Annotated in this window: 15 protein-coding genes; 8 read left to right on the plus strand and 7 right to left on the minus strand. The window is 33.0% G+C overall.

Annotated features, from left to right (window positions below; all coding sequences use genetic code 11):
- Positions 1-34 precede the first annotated feature (34 nt).
- The 6 genes from ACFWU4_RS03295 to ACFWU4_RS03320 all read left to right on the plus strand — a co-directional run bounded on the left by ACFWU4_RS03295 (position 35) and on the right by ACFWU4_RS03320 (position 9,153).
- A complete protein-coding gene (locus ACFWU4_RS03295) occupies positions 35-838 on the plus strand; it encodes a DUF3108 domain-containing protein (RefSeq protein ID WP_411124833.1) in 804 nt (267 codons plus the stop codon).
- A 6-nt stretch (positions 839-844) separates the two neighbouring features.
- Positions 845-1,777, plus strand: a complete 933-nt coding sequence (locus ACFWU4_RS03300; protein WP_411124835.1) for a tryptophan 2,3-dioxygenase family protein — start codon at positions 845-847, stop codon at positions 1,775-1,777.
- Between the two features lie 12 nt (positions 1,778-1,789).
- The gene (locus ACFWU4_RS03305) at positions 1,790-3,109 is read left to right on the plus strand and encodes a peptidoglycan DD-metalloendopeptidase family protein (protein WP_411124837.1); all 1,320 of its coding nucleotides are present in this window, start codon (positions 1,790-1,792) and stop codon (positions 3,107-3,109) included.
- On the plus strand, positions 3,109-4,755 hold the full coding sequence (gene pgi, locus ACFWU4_RS03310) for a glucose-6-phosphate isomerase (protein ID WP_411124839.1): 1,647 nt from the start codon (positions 3,109-3,111) through the stop codon (positions 4,753-4,755). Before ACFWU4_RS03305 ends, pgi begins: the two co-directional genes overlap by 1 nt.
- Before the next feature lie 162 nt (positions 4,756-4,917).
- Entirely contained in the window at positions 4,918-7,491 is a 2,574-nt protein-coding gene (locus tag ACFWU4_RS03315; RefSeq protein WP_411124841.1) for a TonB-dependent receptor, read from the plus strand.
- 12 nt (positions 7,492-7,503) lie between these two features.
- The gene (locus tag ACFWU4_RS03320; protein WP_411124843.1) at positions 7,504-9,153 is read left to right on the plus strand and encodes a choice-of-anchor J domain-containing protein; all 1,650 of its coding nucleotides are present in this window, start codon (positions 7,504-7,506) and stop codon (positions 9,151-9,153) included.
- Between the two features lie 74 nt (positions 9,154-9,227).
- On the opposite strand, the gene gldD is transcribed toward ACFWU4_RS03320, so the two are convergent.
- The 4 genes from gldD to mutY all read right to left on the minus strand — a co-directional run bounded on the left by gldD (position 9,228) and on the right by mutY (position 12,699).
- Positions 9,228-9,797: a gliding motility lipoprotein GldD gene (gene gldD / locus ACFWU4_RS03325; RefSeq protein ID WP_411124845.1), complete on the minus strand. Its 570-nt coding sequence runs from the start codon at positions 9,795-9,797 to the stop codon at positions 9,228-9,230.
- The gene (locus tag ACFWU4_RS03330) at positions 9,794-11,113 is read right to left on the minus strand and encodes a gliding motility-associated protein GldE (RefSeq protein WP_411124846.1); all 1,320 of its coding nucleotides are present in this window, start codon (positions 11,111-11,113) and stop codon (positions 9,794-9,796) included. Before ACFWU4_RS03330 ends, gldD begins: the two co-directional genes overlap by 4 nt.
- A gap of 25 nt (positions 11,114-11,138) precedes the next feature.
- Entirely contained in the window at positions 11,139-11,576 is a 438-nt protein-coding gene (locus ACFWU4_RS03335) for a single-stranded DNA-binding protein (RefSeq protein ID WP_411124848.1), read from the minus strand.
- An 82-nt stretch (positions 11,577-11,658) separates the two neighbouring features.
- Positions 11,659-12,699 (minus strand): A/G-specific adenine glycosylase, encoded by a 1,041-nt coding sequence (gene mutY, locus ACFWU4_RS03340; protein ID WP_411124850.1) that lies wholly within the window; start codon positions 12,697-12,699, stop codon positions 11,659-11,661.
- 134 nt (positions 12,700-12,833) lie between these two features.
- Here mutY and ACFWU4_RS03345 point away from each other — a divergent pair, with 134 nt between their 5' ends.
- Both ACFWU4_RS03345 and ACFWU4_RS03350 read left to right on the plus strand, forming a co-directional pair.
- Entirely contained in the window at positions 12,834-13,124 is a 291-nt protein-coding gene (locus ACFWU4_RS03345; protein WP_224477121.1) for an HU family DNA-binding protein, read from the plus strand.
- Positions 13,125-13,429: 305 nt separating this feature from the next.
- Positions 13,430-14,974, plus strand: a complete 1,545-nt coding sequence (locus ACFWU4_RS03350; protein ID WP_411124852.1) for an Rne/Rng family ribonuclease — start codon at positions 13,430-13,432, stop codon at positions 14,972-14,974.
- Between the two features lie 64 nt (positions 14,975-15,038).
- Here ACFWU4_RS03350 and ACFWU4_RS03355 read toward each other — a convergent pair whose 3' ends face one another.
- From ACFWU4_RS03355 to ACFWU4_RS03365, 3 genes are all read right to left on the minus strand, one after another.
- The gene (locus tag ACFWU4_RS03355) at positions 15,039-16,076 is read right to left on the minus strand and encodes an aldo/keto reductase (RefSeq protein WP_411124854.1); all 1,038 of its coding nucleotides are present in this window, start codon (positions 16,074-16,076) and stop codon (positions 15,039-15,041) included.
- A gap of 225 nt (positions 16,077-16,301) precedes the next feature.
- Complete coding sequence (locus tag ACFWU4_RS03360; protein WP_411124856.1) at positions 16,302-17,261, minus strand: OmpA family protein; 960 nt, start codon at positions 17,259-17,261, stop codon at positions 16,302-16,304.
- 56 nt (positions 17,262-17,317) lie between these two features.
- Positions 17,318-18,079 (minus strand): exodeoxyribonuclease III, encoded by a 762-nt coding sequence (locus ACFWU4_RS03365; protein WP_411124858.1) that lies wholly within the window; start codon positions 18,077-18,079, stop codon positions 17,318-17,320.
- Between the last annotated feature and the right edge of the window lie 63 nt (positions 18,080-18,142).

The following is an 18,142-nucleotide window of genomic DNA, read 5'->3' on the forward strand; positions in this document are numbered from 1 at the left end:
TGCGTTACATTATTTACATTTACAACATTAAGTTATGAAGCATTTATTTACTATAATATTTCTATTTGTTGGGTTACAAGCATCTGACGTAAAAAAAGAATCTGCATTCCAAGATGGAGAGTGGTTTCAATTTAGGATGAGCTATAGTGGTTGGTTTAAAGCAGGTGAAGCGACTCTGAAGGTTAATGAGAAATCTTTAAACGGGAAAAAAGTTTTTCATGTTGTAGGAAAAGGAAAGACTACGGGTTTAGCTAATGCATTTTTTAAAGTTAGAGATCGTTATGAAAGCTATTTTGATAAAGAGACAGGAGTACCTTATAAATTTATTAGAAAAATTGATGAAGGTGGGCATACAAAAGATATTGAAATAGATTTTGATCATGAGGAGAAAAAAGCCACTATCAATAATAAAAAGCATAAAAAAGTAAAAACTATTACTACAGAAGAGGATGTTCAAGATATGGTCTCTATGTATTATTATCTCAGAAATAGCATAGATATAGACGCTCTAACAAAAGGTGACGAGATAAAAACAAACATGTTTTTTGATGAGGAAAACTATGGTTTTAAACTGAAGTATTTAGGAAGAGAGATTATAAAAATTGATATTAATGGTACTGATGTAAAGGTGAAAACTTTAAAATTTAGACCTTACGTAATGGCTGGTCGTGTATTTAAGGAAGAGGAAAGCCTGACCTTATGGGTTAGTGCAGATAAAAATAAAGTGCCTTTAAAGATTAAAGCAGATTTAGCTGTTGGTTCATTAAGAGCGGATTTAGTTGCATTTAAAGGTTTAAAGCACTCTTTTGAAGTATTGCCGAAAAATTTTAAGGACTAATAATCTATGCCAGACCAACCTAACTTCGACGAAATTATAAAGGAACTTCAAGAGAAGTATAATAAAATAGACCAAGATACAGACGATCACTTATATGGTCTACTATACAGTAAACCAATAACTTATTGGGATTATATACAGACCGACGCCTTATTAAATCTTCAAATTCAGCGAACAACTTTACCAGATGAGATGGTTTTTATTGCCTATCATCAAATTAATGAACTAATTTTTAAGATGATACTTTGGGAAATTTCTCAAGTAGCAAATAAAGTGAAGTTAGATGTTGCTTTTTTTGAAGGTAAAATTATGCGCATTAGTCGTTATTTTGATATGCTAACAACATCTTTCAATATTATGCGAGAAGGTATGGATGTTGAGCAGTATATGAAGTTTCGATATACATTGACACCAGCAAGTGGCTTTCAAAGTGCTCAATATAGACTCATAGAATTTTCATCAACCGAATTAATTAATTTAATTGATTATAGATTTAGAAAAAATATAAATAGAGATACACCATTTACTCATGCTTTTGAACATTTATATTGGCAAGCTGCAGGAAAAGATCATAAAACGGGCAAAAAATCTACACTTTTAGTTAATTTTGAAAAACGTTATAAAGATGAGTTTTTGAGATTCATGGAAACGTATAACACTAAAAATCTTTGGACCCGTTTTAAGGAATTACCCAAAGTGGATCAGAAGGACGAAGATTTAATAAAAGCAATGCGTCATTTTGATTATACAGTTAATGTTACTTGGGTAATGGCTCATTACAATGCAGCAAAGCATTATATTGAAAGTGGTATTGGAGATGGTGAGGCAACAGGTGGTAGTGATTGGAAAAAGTACATGCATCCAAAATATCAAAAGCGTATTTTCTTTCCAGATTTATGGACAGAAACAGAATTAGAAAATTGGGGAAATAATATATAATTAGCATAATTAATGCAGTTAAAACGATTAATAACAATTGCCTTGTTTGTGGCATTTGTTTTCGCTTGTAAGGAAGATAACTCGGCTGAAGAAGCTTACGAAAAAGAAGTTGCAGAAATTGCAGAGGAAGAGAAAATCCTTGAATTTGGTTTTAATCTTAAAAACTATAAATTTAAAAGAGACACTATTCAAAAAGGTGATACTTTTGGTATTATTTTAGAACGTAATAATATTGGTTACCCAGAAATATATCAAATAGCCGAAAAGGCTAAAGACACCTTTGACATAGCAAGAAAACTTCAAGTTGGTAAACCATACACTTTACTCTTTCCGAGCGAAGCTGCCAATGATAGTCTTCCAAAACCAACTACATTTATTTACCAACAAACTTTAGAGGATTATGTAGTCATAAATTTTGAAGATTCAATACAAGCCTATACGCGCACCAAACCAATTACATATATAGAAAAAACAGCAACAGGAATTATAAATAATAATATCTCTGAAACATTAGAAGAGAAAGGCTTAAGTCAAAAATTAGCTTATAAAATGGCAGATGATATTTATGCTTGGACTATCGATTTTAGACGGCTTCAGCCAGGTGACCGTTTTAAAGTGATATATACAGATAAGTATATTGATGATACCTTATATGCTGGAGTTCATGATGTGAAAGCAGCTTATTTTGAGCATAATGGAGATTCGTTATATGCATTTCAGTTTGAAACTGATTCGATCAAAGGTATTATAGATTATTTTAATGAAGATGCTAAGAATCTGCGACGAGCCTTTTTAAAAGCACCAGTGCAGTTTAGTAGAATATCTTCTAGATATAATTTAAAAAGGCGCATTGCCTACTATGGTAATAAGGTAAGACCTCATAAAGGTACGGATTTTGCGGCAGCAGTTGGTACACCGATATTGGCTACTGCTAATGGAACAGTCATAGAGTCCACAAGGAGAGGTGGTAATGGTAAATATGTAAAGATTAGACATAACGATACTTATACAACCCAGTACTTGCATATGAGTAAGCGTTTAGTCAAGAAAGGGCAATTTGTTAAACAAGGAGATGTTATTGGTAAGGTTGGGATGACTGGTAATACTGGTGGTCCGCATGTGTGTTATCGTTTTTGGAAAAACGGAAAACAGGTAGATCCATTTAAGCAAAAATTACCTGAAGCAAAACCAATTTCAGATAGTTTAAAGATTAAATATTTAGAACATATTAAACCAATAAGACAACGATTAGACGATATTTTCTTTTTAGAAGCAGAACCCTTAGAACCCGAGAATACTATAACCGAAGACCCACTTACAGATATACAATAATGGCATTAAAATCCACCAACCCAACCACAACAGAATCTTGGAAAGAGTTACAAATACACTTTAATACTCTAAAATCTATACATTTAAAAGAACTTTTTAGCTCTAATGCAAATAGAGCTATGGAGCTAACTGTAAAATGGGAGGATTTTTATGTGGACTTCTCTAAAAATAGAATCACTAAAGAAACATTAGATATTTTATTAAAACTTGCTAATGAAGTAGATTTAAAAGATGCTATTTCTCAATATTTCAGTGGTGAAATAATTAATGAAACTGAAAATAGAGCAGTTTCTCATACTGCTTTAAGAGCTGCAGAAACTAAAGAAGTATTTGTAGGAGGAGTTAATGTGATTCCTGGAGTAAAAGAGGTTAAAGAGAAAATTAAAAACTTCACAAATTCAGTTGTTAGTGGAGAGCATAAAGGTTATTCTGGTAAATCAATTACAGATATAGTAAATATAGGAATAGGTGGCTCTGACTTAGGTCCGGCTATGGTAGTAGATTCATTACAATATTACAAAAACCATTTAAATGTTCATTTTGTTAGTAATATAGATGGAGATCATCACAAAGAAGTAATCAAAAATTTAGATCCGGAAACAACCTTATTTGTTATTGTTTCAAAAACCTTTACTACACAAGAAACTTTATCTAATGCCAACTCAATAAGAACATGGTTTTTAGAATCGCAACCCAAAAAGGCTGTTTCTAAGCATTTTGTAGCAGTATCTACCAACGTAGATAGTGTAAAGGCATTTGGTATTGAGGAAGAAAATATTTTTCCAATGAAGGACTGGGTTGGTGGACGTTTTTCCCTTTGGAGTGCTGTAGGTCTTTCTATCAGTTTAGCCCTTGGTTACGACAATTTTAAAAGTTTATTAGATGGTGCACATAAAATGGATGAGCATTTTAGAACTGAAAATTTTAATAGTAACATTCCCGTAATAGCTGCACTTTTAACTATTTGGTATAACAATTTTTTTGATTCAGAAAGTGAAGCTGTTATTCCTTATACACAATACCTAAGTCAGTTTGCAACATATCTGCAGCAAGGTATTATGGAAAGTAATGGTAAAAGTGTTGATAGAGCTGGTAACACTATTAGTTATGAAACAGGGACATTGATTTGGGGAGAACCTGGGACAAACTCTCAACATGCCTTTTTTCAACTAATCCATCAAGGAACCAAGTTAATTCCGGCAGACTTCATAGGCTTTATAGAATCGCTTCATGGTAATTCAGAGCATCATGATAAATTGATGTCTAATTACTTTGCTCAAACGGAAGCTTTAATGAATGGTAAAACCAAAGATGAGGTCCTAGCTGAATTGGATGCACAATCATTAACTCAAGATCAAATAAACAGATTATTACCATTTAAAATATTTGAAGGAAACAAACCAACGACATCTATTTTAATACAAAAGCTTACTCCAGAAAGCTTAGGGAAGCTAATAGCAATGTATGAGCACAAAATCTTTGTTCAAGGCATTATATGGAACATCTTTAGTTACGACCAATTTGGAGTTGAATTAGGAAAGCAACTTGCAAAATCGATATTAAATGAGCTAAATAGTGATGTGCAATCTTCTAAGCACGATGCATCAACTCAAGATTTAGTCGATTTTTATATGAAGAATCGTTAAATTATGTTAAAAAGTTTCTGAAAAATTTATTATGCACGCATAAAAACTGCGGATTCTATAATTAACTTTGAGTCAGCCAATTGTTAACAATTAGTTAATATATTAAATGTAGTATTGAGTATTTTTGCACCTAATAAATAAACCAATTAACTTAAATTTTATATGAAAAAATTTAATCAATTTTTACTTGCAGCTGTAATGGTTTTATCCACTACGGTAGCTTTTGCTCAAAGTACTATTACCGGTAAGGTAATAGACGTTGAGATGAACTCGCCTCTTCCCGGTGCTAATGTAGTGGTTAAAGGAACAACGAATGGAGTAACTACAAATTTTGAAGGTGACTTCAGTCTAACAGCACAATCAGGCTCTGGAGAAATCGTAATTTCTTATATTGGGTATATCACTCAAACTATAACTTTTAGTGGTAATACAGATATAGGAACAATAACGTTAGAACCAAGTGACGTTGGTTTACAAGAAGTTCAAATTATTGCTTCAATAGCAGTTGATAGAAAAACTCCTGTTGCTGTGTCAACAGTTAGAGCTGCTGATATTCAATTGAAATTAGGAACTCAAGAATTTCCAGAAGTTTTAAAATCGACTCCTGGTGTTTATGCAACTAAGTCTGGTGGTGGTTTCGGAGATGGACGTATTAATTTACGTGGATTTAACTCTGAGAATGTTGCCGTTATGATTAATGGTGTACCTGTTAATGACATGGAAAACGGTCGTGTTTTCTGGAGTAACTGGGCAGGACTAGGTGATGTAACCAGTTCTATGCAAGTTCAAAGAGGTCTTGGTGCTGCAAGAGTAGCAGTACCCTCAGTTGGTGGTACAATTAATATTATCACTAAAACTACTGATGCAGAAGAAGGCGGTAATATAATGACCACTTTAGGTAACGATGGTTACGCTAAGTTTGGTGTAACATATTCAACTGGTTTAATGGATAACGGTTTTGCAGCTACAGTTTCAGCTTCAAAAACTGATGGAGACGGTTATGTAAGAGGTACCCAATTTAATGCGGTAAATTATTTCATTAACGTTTCTAAAGAAATAAATGACAAACACAAAATAGCTTTTACTGCATTTGGTGCTAAGCAACGTCATGGTCAAAGACAAAATAGACATTTAATAGATACTTACAGAAGAAGTGAGGACGGAATTAAGTATAATTCTGATTGGGGTTATAAAAATGGGCAAGTAACATTTATCGAAGATAACTTTTACCACAAACCTCAAATTTCATTAAATCACTACTGGGATTTAAATGACAAAACAAGTATATCTACTGCAGCATACGTTTCGTTTGGCTCTGGTGGTGGTGGCGGAACCTTAGGTAGCGATAACGAGGCTCCAGGATTTGAAGGAGATGCTAGATTTAAATTTCAAAGTGCGGATTATAGAATAGGTGAATTTGGACCTTTAGATTTTGATCGTATTGTTGATGAAAATATTGCTAACGGATCTAACGGTTCTAGTGCTGCTTTAAGAGCATCTCGAAATGATCATAATTGGTATGGAGTTTTATCTACATTAAAAACCGATCTTACTGATGATTTAGTGCTTTTAGCTGGTTTAGACTTTAGAAGTTATACAGGTTTACACTTTAGAGAAGTAACAGATTTATTAGGTGGGCAGTTCATCATAAACGAGGATGATGTAAATAACCCAACTGGTGTTGCAAGAGTAGGTGATAAAGTAGCTTATAATAATGATGGAATAGTTGGTTGGTTAGGAGCCTTTACTCAATTAGAATATGATATTAATGAAAACTTTAATACGTTTATTTCATTAAATGCGTCTAACACTTCTTATAAGAGAAAGGATTACTTTAACTATTTAAATGGAGATCCTTTGCAAGAAACGGACCGTTTTAATTTCTTTGGTTTCGGTGCTAAAGGTGGAGCTAACTACCGTTTAGATATGAATCATAATGTTTTTGTAAATTTAGGGTATTTCGAAAAAGCTGCTGATTTTGATGCAGTCTTCCCGAGATTTAATAATGAGGATATTAATTCTGAAGCTGAAAATCAGAAAATTCTTAGCTTTGAGTTAGGATACGGTTACAGAAGCGATAAACTTACAGCTAACGTTAATTTATATAGAACAGCTTGGAGAGATAGAACTGAAACAGTTGGATTTCAATTAAGCGATGACGAAACAGGTTTTGCTAATATCTTAGGTGTAAATGCAATTCATCAAGGTTTAGAAATAGACTTTGTTTATAGAGCTACAAATACACTGAATATAACAGGTATGGCATCTTTAGGAGATTGGAGATGGGAAGATAACGTTACTGACGTTAATATTCTTAATGAAGAGCAAGAAGTTGTGGATACTGTAAACTTATTTATAGAAGATACGCCTGTAGGCGATGCAGCTCAAACAACATTAGCTTTAGGCTTAGATTATAGATTAGCCCCAGGTACAAGATTCACTGTAGATTATAACTATTTTGATCGTTTGTATGCAGATTTTAATCCTAGTGATAGAGGAGTAGAAAATGCGCCAGATCCATGGGAAGTTCCAGCATACGGAGTTTTTGATACGGCATTTATTCATAGCTTCCCATTCGGAAAGTTTGAAGCAACTTTAATTGCTAGAATGAATAATGTTTTTGACACTAGATATATAGCAGATGCACTAGATGGTCCAGGATCGGATGCTCAAACAGCATTGGTTTATTATGGTTTTGGTAGAACATTTAGTGTAGGAGCAACACTTAAATTTTAAAAAAATAGAAAAATGAAAAGAATAGTTTATTTATTAGCCTTTATTGGCGCAGTCTTTACGGGTTGTAATCCTGTAGAAGATATTAATAACGATCTTGCAGCACAAGAAGAACCAATCATCGGTGAAGTAGAGTATACATTAACGGATGATGATTATGCTGATTTAGAACTTAACTTCGGAAATTTTGGTTCTGATGATGATGCCAGAATGGCAATTCCAGGTTTATTAGCAGATAAATACCCATACTTTGGTGATGGCTCTTCAGCATTAGTAACATATAAATTATTTGTAGGTTCTGCTGAAGGTGTGAGTGATTTAACAGGGTCTGATGTATATGCTTTTACAAATGATGACTACGCTACAACAGGAAGTGATGCATTTGGATTTTATCCAAACGTAAATGCTACAGAGCAAATACCTGCCATATTAGATGCGCAAATTGCTGCTCCAGTAGAAGGTCAAATAGTTCTAGCAACATACAAGCAATATTTTGAAACTCCGATTGTAGGTATAGCAAATTTATATCAAGCTGCGTTCCCTGCTGATTTTGGAAACTTTGAATTGGTTTCTGTTTCTGGTCTTGACGAATTGGGTTGGACAGAAGGTTCAGCTAACGTTCAAGGATCTGGTTTTAATGGAAGTGCAAACGCTTTAGAGGAATGGTTAATTTCTCCGGAAGTAGATTTAACAGGCCAATCAGATTTATTATTTCAAATCACTCAAGAAATAGATTTTTTAAATGACGATACATTAATTGATATCTTAATTTCTACGGATTATACAACAGGAAGTGATCCTATGACTGCAACTTGGACAGCTGTAGCTTTTGATAAAACTATTTTTGGAAGTTTAACAACATCAGAAGATTTTGATTTTTCTGATTACGATGGTGAAACTGTTCATGTTGGTCTTAAGTATAGCTCTACAGATACTGATTCTCCAAGATGGAGAGTACAAGATTTTGCAATTAGAACTATAGGTGTTACTGGTGATACAGATTCAAAAGGTGAATATTTTGTTTATGAAGGTGGCTCATGGGAATCAGCTGAAGATACTTATTATTTAAGTACTTCAGATTACGATTCTATGGGAGAAGATTTTGGTCAACCAGGTGCATTTAATAACTTTAGTAGTGGTACTCCTGCTGACAATTATTTACCTACGTTCTTAAGTTTAACTTATCCTTTTGCTCAAGAAGAAGATCAAATTATCGTAGCGTATAAATACTTTTCTAGCAATAGCGGCTTAGGTACTCGAGGTAATCTTTACACGTTTACCGATGGTATTTGGGTAGGAAGTCAGAGTGTTATAGATACGTCATTACAATTTGGTTTAGAAAATGGTATTTGGGTACCAGATAATACAATTAGATATTCTCTTGCTGGTGCTGATTATAGTGCAATTGTGACAGCTTTGGCTGATGTGTATCCTGGCCCAACAGGTAGTGTTGATAATTTTGGGAATTTTGATAGACGCCCAGGTAATGCTAATGAATGGACGAATGACATGGTATTAGAGGCACTTAATGTGGTATTAGATAACTTAGATCCTACTGCAGCAGAAGAACAAAAATATATTGTTACTGCAGATGTTTATACAGGTAGCAATGGTACTGAAGATTTTGCCGTAATAAAAATGGGTGGAGTTTGGATATACCAATAGTTATAAATTATTACTACTTAATTTAAAAAAAGCCTCTTGATTTTCAAGAGGCTTTTTTAGATTATAGTTTTAATCTATTCTTTCCAGCGAACAGATTCCATTATGCGTTTAATATCTTTTTTTAAATACTCTGAGGCAGGATAAATAGAATCATAATTTGGCTTAGCATAGAAATATAAAGAACCGCTGACAAAGTGTTTTAAGCTGTCCGTTACATAAAATTGAGATTGTGAAGCTGCGTCTCCACCTATTTCATAGAACATTCCGTAAACATTTTCTTCTTTGTTTTCAAAGAGATTACTGAATATTTCATCTGCTTTCATGGTGTGTTTTTGAGTAAGGTTTTGAGCATCACGCAATAAGCTATTTAAATTATTTTCATTAACAGTTTTATAGGTTAAATATATTGTTGCTTTTAGAGCAGGGTATTTTACATCTATCCCCTTTGTGCTTCCAATAGTTTTAACACTAGTTATTGGTTCTGATAATGTATTTTTATCAAATGTAAATGGCAGTGGAGTTGTGGTCTTATCATAAATTGCATTAGGATATTCTAATCTCAAAAAGCCTTCCGGTTTTGGAAGAGGCTCATCACCACAACCTAACATAAAGAGACTAAGTATAGGTATTACTATTCGCTTCATAGATTCGGTTTTAATAGTGTTAACTTAATTTGTTTTATTCTTTTACGTTCGAGTGCCTCTATAGTAAAAACGTAATTTTTAAAATTTATTTTACTTCCTACACGAGGAAATCCACCAGAAATTTCCAAAACGAAACCAGCGAGCGTTTCAGCTTCTCCTTTTCTTTTTTCAAAATCTTCACTTTCACCTTCGATACCCGTTATTTTGTAAACATCTTTTAATGGTGTTTTGCCTTCAAAACTATAATTAAAGTCGTCTAATTTGGTATATACTAAACCCTCGTCATCATATTCATCACTAATGTCTCCAACAATTTCTTCTATGATATCTTCTAAGGACACTAAACCAGATGTGCCACCGTATTCATCAACTACAACAGCCAGATGCACTTTTCTGTTTTGAAATTCGACCATTAAATCATCTAATTTCTTGTTCTCGGGTACAAAGAATGGCTCTCGAAGAATGCTCGTCCAGTTAAACGTTTTTTTATTCAAATGAGGTAGTAAATCTTTAACATATAACACACCTTTAATTGTGTCAATACTTTCTTCATATACAGGTATCCTAGAATACCCATTATCTACTATTTCATTTATAATTGTCCCGAAAGGTGTATCTACATTTAGCGCAAATAAATCCATTCTAGGGCGCATTACCTGTTTTGTATCTGTATTACCGAAAGACACAATACCTTTTAGTAATTTTTGCTCTTCTTGTGTAGTGTCTTGGTTGTTTGTTAATTCTAAAGCCTGTGATAATTGGTCTACACTAAGATTAGAGCGCTGCTTACCAAAACGTTCTTGAATTTTAAGAGTAACGTAGCGCATAGGTAGGCTAATAGGAGAAAATAAAACATCTAAGACCTTTAAAGGTCGAGCCATGAAAGAAGAAAATTTCACACTATTTCTACTTGCATAAATTTTTGGAATAATCTCCCCAAACAATAGAATTAAGAAAGTTGCAGAAACAACTTCTAGTAGAAATCTAGCGATTGAGCTGGTTACGCTATTAAATAGTGTTTCACCGATATATGCAAATAATAATACTATGGCAATATTTATGAAATTATTGGCAACTAAAATGGTCGCTAATAATTTTTTAGGACGCTCTAATAATACAGTAATAATCTCCATTGCTGAAGATTTATTTTCAACTCCTTCGCTTAAATTAGATTTTGTTAGAGAAAATAATGCAACTTCGGCACCAGATATTAAGGCAGAGCATACAAGAAGTATAATAAGCAATACAATACTTGTATAAAAAGAGGTATTGGCAACTAATAAATTTGAAAGTAAAACCGCGGGTTCGGGATCCAAAATAAAGTTATGTTATTTGAATGAGTTAAAATGGTAAATCATCATTAGTTTCTGAGGTATTACTTTGAGCCTGCTGATGAGGTACTTGTTGTGTGCTAGATATCTGCTGTCCTTGTTGCTGTTCATTCTTATTAGTTAAGAATGTAAAGTCATTACATTGAATTTCTGTAGAATAACGCTCCATCCCTTTATCATCAGTCCATTTCCTAGTTTTTATTCTACCTTCTATGTAGACTTTATCTCCTTTACTCAGATATTTTTCGCAAATCTCCGCAGCCTTATTTCTAACCACAATATTATGCCATTCTGTATTAGAAACGCGCTCATTAGTTTGTTTATTTGTGTAAGTCTCATTTGTCGCTAGCGGAAAACGACCAACACAATTTTTATCATCAAAATAATGCATTTTAACTTCATCACCCAAATGCCCAATAAGCATTACTTTATTTAGCGTTCCTGACATAATAATTCATTTTAGATACAAATTTACTCATTTTGCTATGACACTTTTAAAATTAATAAAAAAATTATGATTTTAGAAAGGCTTAAAAGTTGAATTCGTTTATAAAATCACTTATGAGTACTGGGGAAGGATATTTTGTTAGGTCAACAACAGGAATTGCACTATCTGGTAATTCATTAATTTCAATAATCCAAAACTTTGTGTGTAAATACTGATGAGACAGTTTATGAATCTTATCAACTTCGTTATAAAGAGTATGATTAAATTTAGTGTTTTCTATTGGAGAATTTTCAAGGTTCAGAAGATGAAATTCGTCAATTGTCAAACTCTTTTCAGATTCTATTAGAGGAAATTGATAGAGGTTCTGCCATATGCCTTTTCCGGTGCGCTTTTCAAAAAATACGTTTTGGTTATTATCAATACAAACTAAAAAATTAAAATATTTGGTAGAGACTTTAGTCTTTTTGAGCTTAACAGGTAAAATATCAACTAAATTTTTCTGAAGTGCGATACAACCATGGTTCAAAGGGCAAACTATACAATATGGACTTTTTGGTTTGCATTGTATAGCACCAAATTCCATTATCGCTTGATTAAATGTTGCAGGTTGAGTTTTATCAATCAACGAAGTTGCTAATTTTTTAAATTCTTTGACACCTTTAGTTGAATTTATAGGCGTATTTACACCAAAATAGCGTGATAAAACTCTATAAACATTGCCATCTACAACGGCAGCAACTTCATTAAAAGCAATCGAAGCTATGGCACTTGCCGTATAATCTCCAACTCCTTTTAGTTTTATAAGCTCTTTGTAAGAGTTCGGAAATTCTCCATCTAACTTAAAAGCAATGTGCTTTGCAGTGGTATGTAAATTTCTTGCTCTAGAGTAATAGCCTAGCCCTTGCCAAAGCTTTAAAACAGATTCTTCTGTAGCATTTGCAAGGTCAAAAACAGTTGGGTATTTTTTTACAAAAGCTTCATAATACGGTAACCCTTGTTTTACTTGAGTTTGTTGTAAAATGATTTCTGAAAGCCAAATGTAATAAGGATTCTTAGTCTTTCTCCATGGTAATTCTCGTTTATTATTTGAATACCAATTAGTTAGTGTTTTTTTAAAATCCATTTGTTTTTTAAATGATAAAGCAAAACTAAATCTTTATAACGTTAAATTTTAATTAATTACGCTTGAAATATTGAAATTAAATTACATATATTTGCATCCCTTAGAATAAATAATTAACCCTAAAACTAATAACAATGACGAAAGCGGATTTAGTCGCTAAGATATCTGATAAATTAGGTATTGAAAAAGGCGATGTACAAGCTACAGTTGAAACTTTTATGGAAGAAGTTAAATCATCTTTAGAAGGTGGTGATAACGTTTACCTTAGAGGTTTCGGAAGTTTCATTATTAAAACAAGAGCTGAAAAAACAGGTCGTAATATTTCAAAAAATACTACAATAAAAATACCAGCTCACAACATACCAGCGTTTAAGCCAGCTAAAGTATTTTTAGAAGGTGTAAAATCAAATGTTGAAGTTAATTAAATACATTAAATAAATTATTAATTTAAAAAGCATTATTTATTATGCCAAGTGGTAAAAAAAGAAAAAGACACAAGGTAGCGACGCATAAGCGTAAAAAACGTAGACGCGCTAATCGTCACAAAAAGAAATAAATTGTTAAAAGTAGTTTTTAAACTACTTTTTTCAGTTTTAAGAAACGTTCTTTGATATAGAATTTAAGTACATTTAATAGAGTGTTCTTAAGTTTGTTGGATATTACAATCCTGTGTCAAATAATTTAGTAAAATCCATCTACCTCAATTAAGAGTTAGATTTAAATTAACATTATGAACAAAGAATTAATCGTAAGATCGAGTTCAGATATTGTTGATTTTGCCTTATTAAAAGATGGAAAACTTATTGAATTACATAAAGATGAAGAGGATAATGACTTTGCGGTAGGTGATATTTTTATTGCCAAAATTCGTAAGGCTATACCTGGTTTAAATGCCGCGTTTGTAAACGTTGGCTATGAGAAAGATGGTTTTTTACACTATCATGATCTTGGACCAAAACTACCTTCTCTTTTAAAATTCATTAAACGTGTAAGCACAGGTAAATTAAGGGATTATACCCTTAAAGACTTTCCTTTGGAGAAAGATTTAGACAAACATGGCAAAATTGTAAATGCTTTAAAGTCTAATCAATCCATTTTAGTACAAGTAGTAAAAGAACCAATTTCCACAAAAGGACCACGCATTAGTTCAGAATTGTCTATTGCTGGTAGATACATTGTCTTGGTACCATTTTCTAATCGTATTTCAATTTCACAGAAAATTGAATCGCAAGAAGAGAAAGACCGATTAAAAAGACTTGTAAAAAGTATCACACCTAAAGGATTTGGAGTTATTATACGTACAGTAGCAGAAGGCAAAAAAGTTGCCGAGCTAGATAGTGATTTACAAAACTTGCTGACAAGATGGACGGCAATGTGTAAAAAATTGTACAAAGCCCATCACCCAACAAAAGTATTAGGTGAAATGAATAAAGCATCCTCAATTCTAAGAGATATCTTTAATGATTCATTTTCTGGTATTGTTGTAGATGATGAAGAGTTGTACATAAAAGTAAAAGATTACGTGCAACAAATTGCACCAAAAAAAGAGTCTATTGTAAAGTATTATAAAAACGGAGTACCAATATTCGAAAAATTTGGTATCGAACGCCAAATAAAAACATCATTTGGTCGTACCGTTTCTATGGCAAAAGGAGCTTATTTAGTAATAGAGCACACAGAGGCACTACATGTTGTAGATGTTAACAGTGGTAATCGTTCTAACAAAGAAAAAAGCCAAGAAGAAACTGCCTTAGAAGTTAATATGATTTCAGCCGCTGAAATAGCACGCCAATTACGTTTACGTGATATGGGTGGTATTATTGTTATCGATTTTATCGATATGGGTCGTGCTGAAAATAGAAAAAAGCTTTATAATTATCTTAGAGATGAGATGAAAGATGATAAAGCAAAGCACAAAATATTGCCGCCGAGTAAGTTTGGTTTAGTGCAAATAACCAGACAACGCGTTAGGCCAGAACGCAATATTAAAACAAAAGAGGAAAATCCAAATATAATAGGTGGTGCTGAAATCGAAGCGCCAATTAAAGTGGTTGAACGAATCAATCAAGACCTAGAGCGGATTTTCAAAAAAGACTATAAAAAGATAACATTAAATGCACATCCTTTTATAGCAGCCTTTTTAACCAAAGGGTTTCCATCACCGCGTTCAAAATGGTTTTTTGAACATAAAAAATGGGTAAAAGTCTTGCCCAGAGATGCTTACACTTATCTTGAATACCATTTTTATGATAAAGATGGTAACAAAATCAAATAATATCTATTAGAAAAAACCCTTCCAAATATTGGAAGGGTTTTTTTGTTATATTATGTTTTCTGCGTTAAGGAGCCGGATTTGGTATTGAACTATGAACAGCGTTAATAGCCTTCATAATATCATCAGATAATTTAATATTAATACTATCTATATTTTCATTTAGTTGAGTTAGGTTAGTTGCTCCAATAATATTACTCGTTAAAAAGGGTCTTGCATTTACAAACGCTAACGACATTTGCGCTAAACTCATACCATTATCTTCTGCAATTTTCAGATAACGTCTTGCTGCTTCTGTGGCCTGTTCACCACTATACCTTGCAAACCTTGGAAATAATTTTAAACGTGCATTATCTTCAGCAGTACCTTTGATGTATTTACCAGAAAGTACACCAAATGCCATAGGAGAGTATGCTAACAGTCCAATGTTTTCTCTGTGAGCAACTTCAGCTAAATCCCCTTCAAAAGGTCTACATAATAAAGAATAAGCGTTTTGAATAGTTATCATTCGAGGTAAATTATGCCGTTTAGATTCTTCTAAATAACGCATAGTTCCCCAAGCACCTTCATTAGAAATACCAACTTGTCTTATTTTACCAGATTTTATTATGGCGTCAAGATTATGAAGAATTTCATTAAAATTATCCTCCCAATTGTCATTAGGATTATGAACGTAGTCTCTGGTTCCAAATAGTTTTGTTTGTCGCTCTGGCCAATGTAGTTGGTATAAATCGATATAGTCGGTTTGTAAGCGCTTTAAACTATTATCAACAGCTTCATTAAGTGCTTCTTTACTAAAACCATTAGTTCTAATATGTGCCGTATAATCACCAGGCCCAGCAATTTTTGAAGCCAAAACAATTTTATCTCTGTTTCCTGTTTTTGAAAACCAGTTTCCTATTATACGTTCAGTTTCAGCATAGGTTTCAGCAGTTGCTGGCACAGGATATAATTCAGCTACATCAAAAAAATTAACCCCTTTATCTAAAGCTAAATCCATCTGAGCAAAGCCTTCATCTTGGGAATTTTGATTTCCCCATGTCATAGTGCCAAGACAAATTTTACTAACTTTAATATCTGTGTTCGGTAATGTTGTGTATTTCATCCTATAGTTCCCGTGAAAACGGGAATCTCTTTTTAATGGTTAAACAATTCTATTGAGACTTCTCGACTATGCTAGAAGTGACAGAAACGACTAAAATGTCTTTTGCAAAAATAATAAGACCTTTCAAGTTTATAAAGCTCGAAAGGTCTAAATGTATGTTAAGGTTTCTATTTTCAAGAATAGCTTTCCTAAAACTAAAAGTTTGTCTGCTTTAGCAGAAATTTATTAAATCTCATTTAATAACTTAGAGATTTCATCTAGTTTGGGTGTAAGAATTACTTCAATACGTCTATTTTTAGCTTTGCCTTCCGTTGTATCGTTAGATGCAACTGGTGCATATTCACCACGACCAGCTGCTGTTAAACTTTCAGGATTTATGGCGTTATTTTCTCTTAGTATATTAACAATTGCCGTCGCTCGCTTAGTAGATAAATCCCAGTTACCACTTAATTGTGCATTACCTTTATAAGGTACATTATCTGTATGTCCTTCGATTAAAATTGCAATATCTGGATTTTCAGCTAATACATTTCCTAATTGCTGAACTGCTCTTCTACCTTCCGATCCTACAGACCAACTACCAGATTGAAATAGGAGTTTATTCTCCATAGAAATATAGACTTTTCCATCGCGTTGCTCCACAGTTAAACCTTTACCTTCAAAATTTGTTAAGGCTTTAGAAATGGCATCCTTTAGTGCACGCATATTGGCATCTTTAGCAGCAATTACACTTTCTAATTCAGCCACACGTTTAGAGCGATTTTCAAGTTCGGTTTTAAGCTTATTTAATCGTGCGCTTTCAGCAGCAAGTGCTTGTTCCTTAGCTTCTAATTGCGCTAATAACTCTCTGTTTTTTTTTGAGTTTTTTGTAATTTCTTCAGAGCTGTTTTTTTCTAACGCGGTATAAGAGGCTTTTAAATTATCTAGATTAGATTTAGTCGCAGCATAATCAGAACGTAACTGATCTCTTTCTTTAACGGCATTATCATAGGCCGATTGTAAACTATTTAAATCGTTGGTTAGTTTAGTTTTATCCGCAGAAAGTGACTCAACATCATCAGTTAAACTCCGGTTTTCTTTTTTTAGGTTAGCATACTTGTCTTCTAAATCTGTATAAATCTTCTTAGATACACACGAAGAAAGTAACATTAGGCCTATTGCTATTAATAACGTTTTTTTTATCATTTGGGTAAAATTAATTTTTATGTTTTTAACTGATTATTACTATCAAAAACTACCTATTAGACATCGAGTTCTAATAAAATAGGGCAGTGATCGCTATGTACTGCATCAGTGAGTATAACGCTTCGTTTTATTTTTTCTTGTAAAGGTTTGCTTACCATTGCGTAATCTAATCGCCAACCCTTATTATTGGCTCTTGAGTTAGCACGATAACTCCACCAAGAAAACTCTTGTTTTTCAGGGTGTAGATATCTGAAACTGTCTATAAAACCACTATCTATAAAGTTACCTAACCATTCGCGTTCTTCGGGTAAAAAACCTGAAACTCCTTTCATTTTAGGGTTATGAATATCTATAGCTTCATGGCAAATATTATAATCACCAACAATCACTAAATTTTCTTTTTCTTTTTGAAGCGTATTTAAATAATCATGGATTAAATCCATGTATTCAAATTTATGAGCCAAGCGTGCACTATTAGTTCCTGAAGGTAAATACATGCTCATTACAGAAACGTCATCATAATCTACACGTATATTTCTACCTTCAAAATCCATAGATTCAATTCCTGTTCCGAATTCTATGTGATTTGGTTTTGTTTTGCATAAGATGGCAACTCCGCTATAGCCTTTTTTTTGCGCGCTAAACCAATAATTGTAATTGTAACCAGCCTCAGTAAATACCTCTAAATCGAGCTGTTCTTCCATTGCTTTAATTTCTTGAAGACAAATAATGTCTGGATTAGTTGCCGTTAGCCAGTCAATGAATCCTTTTTTTAAGGCTGCTCTTATGCCATTTACATTGTATGATACTACTTTCATCAAACTATTTTTTATGAAATACTGATTATGCCTCTAAATTAAATAATACGCTACTTTTACACT

Origin of the sequence: Winogradskyella sp. PE311 (assembly GCF_046545555.1) — a bacterium.
Classification (GTDB): Bacteria; Bacteroidota; Bacteroidia; order Flavobacteriales; family Flavobacteriaceae; genus Winogradskyella.